We start from the raw sequence: 13684 nt of genomic DNA, 5'->3' as shown, positions 1-13684 counted from the left end.
TGTGTAAATTTAGAAATAAATATAGGAAAGTACCCCTATTTACTCTGGGATTTTAACGCCTCATTAACGGTAATCTTGTTTCCCTCCTTAAATGCAACTACATAGCTCGATGGATATCCATTGGCCTGAGCCTCCTTGTGAAGCTTATTTATTTGTGAATAACTGGAGGTTGCACCAAAATAATATTTAAAAAGTTTTCCTTCTTTTTCCCTGAACACCGGTGTTAAGCCTTTAAAATTTGAAGATTTTGGTTCGAGCTTTTTTGAACTTGCCACCAGTTGTACCTTAAAAGTAACACCAGTAATAGTATCATCAAAATCCTTTATCTCCTTAAATACAGGGACAGGAGCTTCCTGTTCGAGATTATCCAAAACCGCAAGATTAATAGAATGGCTATAATCTTCAACAGCCTTTACAATAGCTTCTGCCATTTTATTTTGTCCGTTGGAACTGTTCAAATACGGGCCTTCTTCCTTGTTGGTTAAAAAGCCGGTTTCAATAAGCACACTTGGCATATATGTTTGATGAAGCACTAAAAAGCCTGCTTGTTTAACACCGCGATCATTTCTTTTAAGTTGATTGGTGAATTTTTTCTGAACAAAATCAGCCAATAGAATACTTTGATCCAGATATTCCTCCTGCATGATCATCATTCCTATATAAGATTCAGGGGAATTAGGATCAAATCCCCCGTAGGTAAGATGATAATCCTCTTCCAAAAATATCACAGAATTCTCTCTTTTAGCAACTTCAAAGTTGGATTGATTTCGGTGAAGTCCAAGAACAAATGTTTCAGTTCCATAGGCTTGAGAGTTGTGCGCGTTGCAATGAACCGATATAAAAAGATCGGCTTTAGCATCATTGGCAATTTTTGCCCGCTGGTCTAAAGGAATAAAAACATCACGGTCTCTGGTGTAAATCACTTTAAAATTTGGATTTTTCTCAAGTTCCTTCCCTATTTTCATAACAATATTAAGGGCAATCTCTTTTTCCTGAAATCCCCCTCCCCTGTTCCCGGGATCTTTACCGCCATGACCCGCATCTAAAACAACCACAAATTTGGATTTTACAGGGGGGTCTTCTGCAGGAATTGAAGAAGTTAAAACAATTCCTATAAAGAGTAATACTAAAAATTTGAGCAGGTTCGTTTTCATATATAAATAACGATTCAGTTAGAGCGTTTATTTTAATGGCTTATTTTTTTAAATTCCCAAAAGGAACCTAAAAAAATATATGTAATTTTGATCATTCAATAAGCAGGCCACACTTTACAAAAATACCACTTATAGCATTGCGGACAAACTCACTTTACATACTTTTTTTCGCTGTTTTTTTTCTGATGTTCACAGATTTTGCTGTGGCACAGGAAATCAAGCCCCCACAAGGGGTTCGGGTGGAAGCTCAAAGAGATAGTATCCTGAAAGTGAGCGATTCTCTTGTGCCTAATCCAAGAATTATTGAGCAGGATACCATAAAACAGGATACGCTAAAACCAGCTCCTGTTCTTTTAAGCGATGTTGTAACCTACACTGCCGATGATTATATGCGCCTTAGTCCGAAGGAAAACAAGATGTATTTATTCGATCAGGCACAAATCACCTACGGAGATATCGTACTTACCGCCGGACTGATCATTTTAGACAACGAAAAAAATGAAGTTTATGCCTATGGAATTCCCGACTCCACCGGTGCATATTCCCAACGACCAATTTTCACACAAGCACAAAACACGGTTGAACCGGATTCCATTCGGTTTAATTTTGATTCCGAAAAAGCCCTTATCTATAATTCCAGGACCGAACAAGGCGGGTTTAAGGTTCTTGGCGAAGTTACCAAGCGTGAAAACGATTCGGTTTATTTTATGCAAAATGTCCGATTTACAACTTCTGAAAATGAGACAGATCCCGATTATTTCTTTTATGCCCGAAAAATAAAATTTGTACCAGGAAAGAAAATTGTTACCGGATTGGTGAATATGTATATTGCCGATGTGCCTACACCTTTGGGTCTTCCCTTTGGGTACTTTCCGTTAACCGATGAACAAACCTCCGGATTTATACTTCCTTCCTTTGGCCAGACCAATCAACGAGGTTATTTCCTGCAAAATGGAGGATATTATTTTGCGGTGAGTGATTATGCAGATTTGTTGGTTTTGGGAGATTATTATACCAACGGAAGTTATGGGATGCGTGTAGAGTCAAGTTACGCAAACCGCTATAGGTTTAGGGGTAATGTAAATCTCAGGTATGAAAATTTACTTGACAGTGAACGGGGTTTTCCGGATTTTGCACAGCGCTCTAACTATAATCTTCAGTGGAGTCATTCTCAGGATTCCAAAGCGAATCCAAGTTCCAGGTTTTCTGCTTCGGTTAATCTTGGAAGCAGCGATTATTACCGGGAATCTGTAAACCAGGCGAACACCGGGAATTTTCTTAATAACTCATTAAGTTCTTCAGTTTCTTATTCCAAGACCTTTCAGGGCGAACCACAAGTCAATGTGAATTTAACCGCAAATCACAACCAAAATACCAATACACAGGAAATCAATATGACCTTGCCAACACTTCAGGCAAGCGTTTCCAGGATTTATCCGCTTGCTCCGGAATTTGGCGCAAAAAAAGGACTTATTGAAAATATAAACTTTCAATATAATTTAAGAGGGGAAAACAGGATACGAACCACAGATTCACTTTTCTTTACTCCGGAAATGTTCCGGGATGCCAATATGGGAGTGCAACATTCCATTCCAATTGCCACGAACTTTAAATTATTAAAATATCTAAGTGTTAGCACCAGCGCAAATTATCAGGAAAACTGGGTGTTTAAAACCTTTGACCGGTCTTACGATCAGGTTAATAGATCGGTTGTAATAGACACTATAACCGGTTTTGATTCCTACCGCACCTATAATTTTAGTACCAGTATGGGAACCACCATTTATGGATTGGTGAATTTTGGCAAGGATAAAAAAATTCAGGCTGTCCGACATGTGATGAGGCCTTCAGTAAGTTATAATTACAATCCGGCTTTTGACCAATATTACGATCAATATGAAATCACCAATGACATTGATCCGGCACTGAATGAATTTGTGAATTACTCAAGATTTCAGGGAACCTTGTTTGGGGCACCGGGAAGAACATTTGCCAGTTCCATTGGACTTGGAATAAGCAATACAATTGAAGCCAAGGTTAGGGACAAGGACAGTACGGCTGTTGAACCCAAAAAAATTATATTATTAAATAATTTTAGTGTGAGTACCGCTTATAATTTAGCGGGGGATTCCTTAAGGCTCTCTCCCATTAGTTTAAGGGGAAGCATTCCCATAATTCAAAATAAACTGGATGTGAATGTGGCTGCAAACCTCGATATCTATGCATTGGACAATAATAACCGCAGAGTTAATAAATTAAATATTGAAAACGGAGGAAGCTTGTTTAGGTTTACAGCTGCCAATGTTAGTTTTGGATATTCATTTTCCAGCAAAGACTTTGAAGAAGGCGGTGATACTGATAAAGACAAGGATAATCAAACCTTCAGGGGTGGCGGAAGGCCGGATGATCTCTTTGGGAAAGGAACCGATATTGACGGTAACTTTATGGATAAGGAAAATGATCCCTTTGATAAAGATGAAGAAACCGAGAAAAGTGAGTGGTACAATTATAAAATACCCTGGAACCTCAGGCTTGCTTATACCATGACCTATAACAATACCGCCAGGCAAAGTGAAATTACCTCGCATTCCATTATGTTTTCAGGGGATATAGATCTCTCTCCAAAATGGTCTGTAGGTGGATCTTCAGGTTTTGATATAAAAGAAAGAGGCTTTACCTATACCCAATTAAGGTTTGCAAGGGATTTGGATAGTTGGAGGATGAATTTTAGCTGGATACCTTTTAGTTCCCGTGCTTCCTGGAATTTCTTTATAGGAATAAAATCTTCCATCTTAAGTGATATTAAATATGATAAACGGAGAGAGCCGGACCGGCAACTATAGCAAAAGGCAAACTGAAAGCAGCTTTATAAGTTAGAACATTTTATACTAAATTGGCTTAGTATATAAAAATACAAGAAAAGCAATTCTCTCGGAGCATATTCACGAGGTATGTAAGAGTAAGAATGTAAATTCACTGTTGAAATTAAAATATTAATTATGAAATAAGCATAACGGAAACTAGATGCAAACACCAAATAAGATTTGCGAAATAAATTTTTGACCAATAAAAACAATAAAAATCACAGATGAAAAAGATCATAAACACATCCGATGCGCCTGCACCTATAGGTCCTTATAATCAGGCGATTTTAAGCGGAAACATGCTCTATATCTCAGGGCAAATAGCTATTAATCCTGAAACCAATGAATTGGTAACAAGGACTATCGTTGATGAAACCAAACAGGTGATGGAAAATTTGAATGCAATCCTGAAAGAAGCAGGAATGAATTTCGAAAACGTGATCAAGACTTCCATTTTTGTAAGCGATATGAATAATTTCTCTCAAATTAATGAAGTCTATGGAGAATATTTCAATCAGGAAACAGCACCGGCGAGGGAAACGGTTGAAGTTGCCAACCTGCCTAAATTTGTAAATGTAGAGATTAGTGCCATCGCTGTTAAATAGGTATCAAAAGTGCCAAGGTTTATATCACTCAAACGCATCTCCATATTACATCGAGGAATTAAACCCAATGATGAGACAAAATCAATATTTTTAGCCTGGTTAAATTTCGCTGATCCCGGGAAAATTTAAACAGGCTATTTTTCAATAGGTTAGACTAAAAGTGCCTTTCTTAGGGCTAAATGGATAGAATATCGGATATTCTTAGTAGGTCTTTATTGATTTCATGTTTACTTTGTAAAGCCTGTTCAAGACTGCAGGTCTCCATCCGGTTATTTACAATTCCAACCATAAGATTTTCCTGGCCATCCAGCAATAATTCTACTGCCCGTACGCAAAGTCTGCTTGCAAGAACCCTGTCGAAACAGGAAGGGCTCCCACCTCTTTGGATATGTCCTAAAACGGTTACTTTGGCATCATAATCGGGTAGGTTTTCCTTAACGTATTCGGCAAGTTCGAAAACATTTTTCCCGATTTTATCACCTTCTGAAACCACCACAATACTGGAGGTTTTTCCAGACCTACGACTGCGCTCAAGAGAATCCAATAACCTGTCAAGCCCAAGATCTTCTTCCGGGATAAGAATTTCTTCTGCACCGGCACCTATTCCGCTATTTAGAGCAATAAAACCAGCATCCCGGCCCATTACTTCAATAAAAAATAAACGATTGTGTGAACTCGCGGTATCCCGAATCTTATCGATGGCTTCTACAACTGTATTTAAAGCGGTATCAAAACCTATGGTGTAATTGGTACCGTTAATATCATTGTCTATAGTCCCTGGTACTCCAATAATTGGAATGTGATGTTCTTCACTAAAGATTTTCCCTCCCCGAAAAGTTCCATCCCCTCCTATAAGGATCATGGCATCTACCCTTGCCCTTTTTAGATTATCAGCAGCTTTTTGCCTTCCTTCTTTGGTTAAAAACTCTTTGGACCTCGCCGATTTTAAAATGGTTCCTCCCCGGGTAATAATATTTTGGACACTTCTTGCATTCATTTCCAAATAATCTCCTTCTATCATTCCCTGAAACCCTCGGTAAAACCCAACGCATTCGGCGTTATAATAAGCACAAGCTCTTACTACTGCCCTTATTGCCGCATTCATTCCAGGAGAATCTCCACCGGAAGTCATTACTCCTATTCGTCTAATTTTTTTGGCCATAGATATGTTTTGTAATTTTAAAATTACAAACTTTAATTAAATAAGAAGGTTTCAGCAAGAAGATTTCATCTAAAATTAATCAACCGGTGAGAAAATCCTATTGCTGAGGGAAGGTTATATACTCCGGAGCCAGGGATTTTGCAGATTCCTCCTGTTCTTTCTCAGCTTTCGATTTTACCAGTTCCTTATTCAGGATCTTCCTGATAAGTTCCTTGAAGGTGTCAAAATCTACCGAATAGGATAATCCAACACCTTGGGTAAACCCTATTTCCTCCCCGATGAACTGAATGTTGTTTTCCCGGTTAAATACCTTGGCCCGAAGTGAGCCATCTTCATTTAAAAGAAATTCAATTTCTACATCCCCAATTATTGCCGTTTCGGTTACTCCTCCCACGGGAACACCCACCGCACCGTTGATCAATACTCTGTTGCTTATTTGGGTTGATAGCGTTAACCCAAATCTATCTACTGTTTGCTGATCCGGTGTCCGGTCTCCCTGTACATAATTTACACCAACCTGGAATTTACCTTCTTCATCTGCAAAGATATCGTTCACCAAACTGGAAGCCCTTTCCACCAGGGTTCCTGTAATCGCATTTTGGCCAATGGCAAGCTCACTATAGAATGAACCCTGGGTAACCAAAAACAAAGCCTGCAATTCCCTGCTTGCACGGTCATTGATTCTATATTCCAGTTCCGATCTTACCACCGAACTGGCATTTGGAAATTCCACATTAAAGGTAATATCCGGTTGAACGATCTGTCCCTGAAGTAAAATGACAACTTCTACAGGTATTTTTCTGTTAATGGAAGGATTTTCAAGCAATACCGCCGGATTTGCATCTACTTCATATACAGCGCTTACATCCAGCTGTGCCTGAGTTGGACTACCATCCCAATTGATACTGCTTCCAGATCGAACATTGAATAATTTTTGTACCAAACCTGCATATTTAAAATTGTAAACCCCTTCATATACCACGAAATCTCCCCACATATTAAACTTTCCGTTGGTATTGATCTCGATAAGCAGGTTTCCCGCTCCACGACCCCGAAGGGTACTTCCACTGGCCTGATCTACCACCACTTCTACTTCGGCATCATTGGTAATATCAAGATCAAAATTAAGTTCCAATCCTTTCACTTCCGGCAATTCCAAAATAACCCCGGCCTGCCGGGAAGCTTTTTCTTCAGGACTTAAAAAATGGATATAGGAATTATCCCCAATAGATTCTGCATCGCTTAAAGGGATCTTAAAAACAGTCCCTTTTGCGGTAGAGGCATTTACATCGATTATCAGTTTCTCTGTTGGTCCTTTTATACTGGCAAAACCATCTATAAAGGCAGTGCCGTAATACAGGGCATCTACTTCGGCTTCTGTATCCAGTACTACCAGCCTGTCACTTGTAATCTCCAAATCTAAAAACCATTCTTTAAAATTTCTATGGGAAATGGATCCGTCAAGAATTCCGGAGGTTTGATATTTGGTATCAACAATTTCAATTTCATCGAATACAAATTTTTGGTCCGATAAATTTACTACGGCATTATCCTGGAAATCAAAATCTATTTTTAAATACGGAACCCTTAATCCCGCCTTTTGTAATTGCAACTGCCCTGTAATATCAGGATTTCGATAGTTTCCGGTTACCTGTGCATCTCCTGAAGCAAATCCACGAATATTGTCTATAGCTTCCCCTCCCAAGGGACTAAATGCCGCCATATTGAAATTACGGAGTGCAACATCCATATTTATCTTTGGATTATCTGCATTTACATCAATCCCGCCTTTTGCATTTAAGGATTCAAGACCCTTATTTTTAAGGGTGGCATCTATATTATAAAATGTGAGACTTTCATTGCCCTCTACCACAATATTAAGGTTTCCAAGAAGAATATCATTTATTGTAAGTTCATCTACAGTAAGCGATGTATTGGGATAATAAGCTCCCTTTTCCTGAAGAAGATTTAACTTTCCGTTCAAATTACCTGTTATTGCCAAACTGTCAAGATCGGGTGTAATCTTGCCTATATCTACATTGTCAAATTCAATTTTAAAATCCTTGTAGGTAGTATCTGTCATAACACCACTTAACCGAATCATTTCATTTTGATGGCTCAAAACAAGTGAATCTATCACAACATCATTAAAGTTATTGTCAAATACTATTTTATTGCTTTTGTTATTGTTTTCATTTAAAAACCAAATATTGTCTTTAAATTTTACATCTGATCGCTGGATTCCCACAACCGATTTATTCTCCTCGTTGATGGTGTGAAATAAATTCAGGTTAAAAACATCATTATTGGCTTTTCCTCCCTGAAGTTCAGATCTTATGAATAACGTGTCCCTTAAGGTCACGTTTATCAAACTAAATTCTGAGAAATTATATAGCTTGGTAGAAACACTGTCTGCTTCCACAAAAGTGTTATAAATAGGGTTTGTATTATCTACCTGAATATTGATATCTTTCAGCATATTCCCAAAAGCTTCAATTTTTGGGGATCTGAATGTCAATTTGAATTCCGATTCATCCGATTCTACCCTTCCGCGGAGAAACGTATTGGGAGCCAGCGTAATTTCAGGATAAAACACCTCTACGATCTTATTATAAATATCGAAGTTGAACTCCATATATTGATTGCTGGTAATAGTATTTGGACGGTAATTCGTGTAAATGCTTCCCAGGGAATTTTCTATAAGCGCATCTACTTCTGAAATTTTAAAATTACCGGTAATCTCACCATTCACAACATCCGGGGATTCTACAGCAATGGTCCGGATTCCTTCTGCATCGAAAGAAGAATTGACGCTTAGATCATCGAAATAATAAAGATCGTTCTGGTTTTGATAGGTAGTGTTCAACAACAGGATATTTCCGGAGATATTATCCAGGCTATTTCCGCTCATATTCATAAAAACATCGCCCTTAAAAACCGAAATACTATCACGGGAAACAAAATTGAGCTTATTGAGATCGGCGTAGCCTACAGAGGCTTCAAAATCATAATTGTTTTGCTTTTTCGAAATGTCTACTAATCCGGAGAATTCAAGCCTTAAATTAGGATCGTTGGATACAAGGTTTCCATTAAAAATCATGTTTTTTACAGTCCCCATAACATGCACATCAGAATACATATAATCGTTGTAAGCCAGTTTTGAAATTTTACCCCGAATTTGTGTATTTAGATCTTCTGTTGTAAAGCCTTTGCCATCCACAAACAGGTTAAAGCTGGTTTTACCAAGTTTAGGGTCATCCAGCAAACGACCAATGTTAAATTGATTGAATATTAAGTTTCCTTTATAGGTAACATCTGCAGGATTATTAAGGTTTTGCATGGTTACATCTGCCTTCGCAGTACCAAGTTGTGTTGCGATGAACACATCGGCAATAAGGGAATTTTTGGTTAAAATAGTATTACCCTGCATTTTAAGATTTCCAAAATCCCTTAAGGTTAAAGGCAATTTTTCTCTAAAAAGCCCTGGCAATAAATTTACGAGGTCGTAATAATTGGAAGTTAAATCCTTAAAATCCCCGGTGAGTTTAAAATCCTGCATCTCTTCAGAAAAAACACCTTGCACAAGCATATTTCCATCGATACTGCTTCGATCCATCCCTTCTAACTGAAAATCTTCCAATTTGAAATCATTCAGGGTTCCTATTAGGTTTGTATTTATGGCGAGATCCTGCCCGTCTCCAAAAGGCACATAAAAAATTTGGAGATCCTGAGTAGAAAACTTTGAATCCCGAATATCTGCTTCAAGTTGCACTTTATTCTCAAAGTCGGAAAAATCTTCCATAACGTAATCCATACGGATATCTGCATCCAATTTTGAAAAAGGTGTTTCCAATAGCAAATCCTTCATCTCCATCTTTTTGGGGCTATAAGAAAACCTGGTATATAAATTTTTGATTTTGAGTCCCCTTCCCTCTTCGGCTTTCAGGGAATTAACATTCAGGGAAAATTCATCTGATTCGATATCCAGATTTTCTGCCAGGAGATTGAGTTTGTCTAAAACGATTATCTCCGGGGAATCCAAATTTTCATTTACAAAGCTGAAATAACCATCTTTGATAAAAATATCGGCCACAGAAAGTTTAAAAGGCTTTTTTTCTCCGGTAGGCTCTGTTTTTAATTTTTCCAGAAGAACACTAAGATTGTCTGTATCCTCTCCCTTGTAACGTTTCATTTTAAAGGTTAAACCTTCGGCTGTGGTATTTCCTAAACTGGGATAATTTGCGATTAAATTTTTTAAGCTTAAAATGGAGGTTTTTAATTCAACTATATTGATAAGGGTATCCTGGTGGTGATCCTCAACATACACATGCTTTAGACGTATTCTTCCGAAATAGGAAAAACTAACCCTGCCCACAGTAATGTTCACATCGGCACTTTCCTGAATAGATTTTGTTAACTTTTTTGCCACCGATGTTTGAACGGCGGGGATGGAGAATAAAATCAATAAAAGCACGAAAAACAAAAGCAGTGCGACAACTGTTCTAATTAGTATTTTCCAGAATTTTTTGATACGCTTTTATGTTATAACTTTGTAAACAATATTAACAATTATAATGCCTTTCTCTTTTTAATGACTTCCCAAAATATATATATTTTAGCGATAGAATCTTCCTGTGATGATACGGCTGCGGCAGTTTTAAAAAACGACACTTTATTATCGAATATTGTTGCAACCCAGGAGGTACATCAAAAATACGGAGGTGTAGTTCCCGAACTCGCTTCCAGAGCACACCAGCAAAACATCGTTCCGGTAATTCACCAGGCAATTGATGAAGCAAATATCGACAAAAATGACATATCTGCAATCGCATTTACCAAAGGTCCCGGACTTATGGGTTCTTTATTGGTAGGAACATCATTTGCGAAATCTCTGGCTATGGGTTTAAACGTTCCTCTCATTGAGGTAAACCACATGCAGGCCCATATTCTGGCGCATTTTATTGCTGAAGAAAATTTCTCAAAGCCAGGTTTCCCCTTTCTTGCACTTACCATAAGCGGTGGGCATACCCAGATAGTAAAAGTTTCAAATTATTTCGGGATGGAGGTTATAGGTCAAACCATTGATGATGCGGTGGGAGAAGCTTTTGACAAGAGTGCCAAAATTTTAGGCCTTCCCTATCCCGGTGGTCCTTTAATAGATAAATATGCAAAAACCGGAAACCCCAAGGCCTTTAAATTTACAAAACCAAAGGTTGGCGGACTTGATTTTAGCTTTAGCGGACTCAAGACAGCGGTGCTTTATTTTATTCAGAAACAGGTTAAGGAAAACCCCAATTTTATTGAAGAAAATCGTGATGATATTTGCGCTTCCATTCAATATACCATAGTGGAGATCCTTATGGATAAGCTGAAAAAGGCGGTAAAACTAACAGGAATTAAGGAAATAGCTATTGGTGGAGGTGTTTCTGCCAACAGCGGGATCAGAAAGGCGCTTTATGAAGCAGAGGCCAAATATGGTTGGAAAACCTATGTCCCAAAATTTGAGTATACAACAGATAATGCTGCAATGATAGGCATTGTAGGATATTATAAATATTTGAACAAGGATTTTTCCGATCTTTCGGTAACCGCTCAGGCCCGCTATAAAATTTAAAAGATGCAGTTATTTTATCAACCGGATATTTCCGAAAATGACCAGCAGGTTATTTTTCCCAAAGAGGAAAGCAGGCACATTGTGAAAGTTCTTCGGAAAAAAGAGGGAGAAATTCTTAATGTGACTAACGGATCCGGATTTCTTTTTAAAACCGAAATAATCCTTATAACCTCGCAGCAATGTATCGCTAAAATAATTGAAGTTGAAGCCGAAAAAAAACCTGATTATTATCTTCACCTTGCGGTAGCGCCCACGAAAATGAATGACCGCTACGAATGGTTCCTGGAAAAATCCACAGAAATTGGCATACAGGAAATCACGCCTGTGATATGTGAACACAGCGAACGGAAATTCGTGAAATCAAACCGTTTTGAGCGCGTGCTTCAAAGTGCGATGAAACAATCGCTTCATTTTAGCATTCCCAAATTAAATGAACCATTGAGCTTTTCAGAATTTATTCAAAGTGATATAAAAGGCGAAAAATACATCGCTCACTGCGAAGAAGATAAAAAACGGATATCTTTAAAAAGTCTTTTAAAACCAAAGCAAAACTCCACTATTTTAATAGGTCCGGAAGGGGATTTTTCTTTGGCAGAGATCGAACTGGCATTAAATAACGGCTGGATCCCTGTAAGTCTTGGTAAAAGTCGGTTACGAACTGAAACTGCTGCCATTGTAGCCTGTCACACCGTAGCTTTAACCAATGAGGACTAAAATGAAATGAGCTTGTCAACGGAAACACAATTCAAATACCGATGAAGATATGCGAATTACTCCCGATAGCTATCGGGAGACCAATGAAAAATAATAAGAATCTACATATGAAAACCCTACCTTTCCGTTTATACTTTTAAAATAAATTAGTAATGTCCTGTAAAGAGTCAAGATCGTTCCGCCTTCGGCGTAACTGCAAGAACAAAGAATCAAGGCTTGATTTTAATGAACTGATAAACATTTAGGTATGATTTCTATTTTTTCATAACACTTTAATTATCGATATAATTGAAAAATTCAGAAAAGTAAGGTTTGTTTATTAAAATCCCATTGGAATGCCCAATGAATGACTGGTTTCAGCTTAAAAAAAATGTTTACCGGACAACAATTAAAATAAATAATGATAACTAAAATCGTCTTTATCTTTTTAACACTTCTTGGAATGCAGCTGCACTCTCAGGAAATTGCCCTTTTGAAGTATCAGGGTGGCGGAGACTGGTATGCGAATCCCACCTCCTTGCCAAACCTTATAAAATTCAGCAATGAAAACATAACCACGGCAATAAACCAAAAACCAGCAACCGTTACTCCCGGAAGTACCGATATTTTTCAATATCCCTTTTTACATATGACAGGCCATGGAAATGTCTATTTTAGCGATGAGGAGGCAACAAACCTTAGGAATTACCTGTTAAGCGGTGGGTTTTTACACATTGATGACAATTACGGAATGCAAAAGTATCTTTTAAAAGAGATAAAAAAAGTATTCCCCGACAGAGAATTACAGGAACTTCCTTCATCACATCCTATTTTCAACAATGCCTTTTCCTTTCCAAATGGGTTGCCAAAAATTCATGAACATGAGGGCCTGCCACCCCAGGCATTTGGGGTTTTTGAAAATAACCGGCTCATCCTTATTTTTACGGTAGAAAGTGATTTAGGTGACGGATGGGAAGATCCAGCCGTTCATAACGACCCGCCTGAAGTGAGACTAAAAGCCCTGCAAATGGGAACTAACATTCTTAAATACGCTTTTGAAAATTGAGTTTACAACTGGCACATCAATCACATTCAAATCTCCCATCTAAGTTCCCTGTAATATTACTTACCGATAATTTGATGGGAGATGCCAACATTGGTAGTATTTTCAGGCTTGCCGATGCATTTAATATTGAAAAAATTGTTTTTTGCGGTACACCGTTTAATCCTGAAAACAATCGCCTAAAAAGAACTGCCCGGTCAACCCTAAAAAATGTAGCATACGAATTCCAGGAAAACTCAACAGAAGCAATTAAAAGACTGAAGGGATTGAATTATGTTGTTTTTGCTTTGGAAATCACATCCGACAGCCAGATTCTGAACTCCATTAATTTTGAAATGGAATCAAAAATTGTCCTTATAATAGGCAATGAACGAAACGGAATAGATGATACCCTGCTTGAAATTACCGATAAAAAAGTGCATATTGAAATGTTTGGAACTAACAGCAGCATGAATGTTGCACAGGCAACTGGAATAGCTTTATATGAAATTACGAAAAGCCTTCCGCGCTTTCAGAAGAAATAATATAT

9 protein-coding genes are annotated in these 13684 nt (G+C 37.9%); 6 read left to right on the top strand and 3 right to left on the bottom strand.

What is annotated here, in order from left to right:
- Window positions 1-35 precede the first annotated feature (35 nt).
- On the bottom strand, window positions 36-1154 hold the full coding sequence (locus ACKGJN_RS12640) for an N-acetylmuramoyl-L-alanine amidase family protein (RefSeq protein ID WP_409539897.1): 1119 nt from the start codon (window positions 1152-1154) through the stop codon (window positions 36-38).
- Window positions 1155-1339: 185 nt separating this feature from the next.
- Here ACKGJN_RS12640 and ACKGJN_RS12635 point away from each other — a divergent pair, with 185 nt between their 5' ends.
- Together ACKGJN_RS12635 and ACKGJN_RS12630 are read left to right on the top strand one after the other, a co-directional pair.
- Entirely contained in the window at window positions 1340-3997 is a 2658-nt protein-coding gene (locus ACKGJN_RS12635; protein ID WP_409539896.1) for a putative LPS assembly protein LptD, read from the top strand.
- 245 nt (window positions 3998-4242) lie between these two features.
- Complete coding sequence (locus ACKGJN_RS12630) at window positions 4243-4623, top strand: RidA family protein (protein WP_409539895.1); 381 nt, start codon at window positions 4243-4245, stop codon at window positions 4621-4623.
- 175 nt (window positions 4624-4798) lie between these two features.
- Here ACKGJN_RS12630 and pfkA read toward each other — a convergent pair whose 3' ends face one another.
- Both pfkA and ACKGJN_RS12620 read right to left on the bottom strand, forming a co-directional pair.
- Window positions 4799-5785, bottom strand: a complete 987-nt coding sequence (gene pfkA, locus ACKGJN_RS12625) for a 6-phosphofructokinase (protein WP_409539894.1) — start codon at window positions 5783-5785, stop codon at window positions 4799-4801.
- 97 nt (window positions 5786-5882) lie between these two features.
- Window positions 5883-10214 (bottom strand): translocation/assembly module TamB domain-containing protein, encoded by a 4332-nt coding sequence (locus ACKGJN_RS12620; protein WP_409539892.1) that lies wholly within the window; start codon window positions 10212-10214, stop codon window positions 5883-5885.
- A 162-nt stretch (window positions 10215-10376) separates the two neighbouring features.
- On the opposite strand from ACKGJN_RS12620, the gene tsaD reads away from it, so the two are divergent.
- The 4 genes from tsaD (at window position 10377) to ACKGJN_RS12600 (ending at window position 13679) form a co-directional block, all read left to right on the top strand.
- Window positions 10377-11399: a tRNA (adenosine(37)-N6)-threonylcarbamoyltransferase complex transferase subunit TsaD gene (gene tsaD / locus ACKGJN_RS12615; protein ID WP_409539891.1), complete on the top strand. Its 1023-nt coding sequence runs from the start codon at window positions 10377-10379 to the stop codon at window positions 11397-11399.
- Window positions 11400-11402: 3 nt separating this feature from the next.
- Window positions 11403-12113, top strand: a complete 711-nt coding sequence (locus tag ACKGJN_RS12610) for a 16S rRNA (uracil(1498)-N(3))-methyltransferase (protein WP_409539890.1) — start codon at window positions 11403-11405, stop codon at window positions 12111-12113.
- A gap of 400 nt (window positions 12114-12513) precedes the next feature.
- Complete coding sequence (locus ACKGJN_RS12605) at window positions 12514-13158, top strand: DUF4159 domain-containing protein (protein ID WP_409539889.1); 645 nt, start codon at window positions 12514-12516, stop codon at window positions 13156-13158.
- A complete protein-coding gene (locus tag ACKGJN_RS12600; RefSeq protein ID WP_409539888.1) occupies window positions 13155-13679 on the top strand; it encodes a TrmH family RNA methyltransferase in 525 nt (174 codons plus the stop codon). Before ACKGJN_RS12605 ends, ACKGJN_RS12600 begins: the two co-directional genes overlap by 4 nt.
- The last annotated feature ends 5 nt before the right edge of the window (window positions 13680-13684 follow it).

It is taken from the genome of Gillisia xinjiangensis (assembly GCF_046298265.1).
GTDB classification, from domain to species: domain Bacteria; phylum Bacteroidota; class Bacteroidia; order Flavobacteriales; family Flavobacteriaceae; genus Gillisia; species Gillisia xinjiangensis.
Note: the sequence above shows the minus strand (reverse complement) of the source record. Positions and strands in the feature narration are given on the sequence as shown.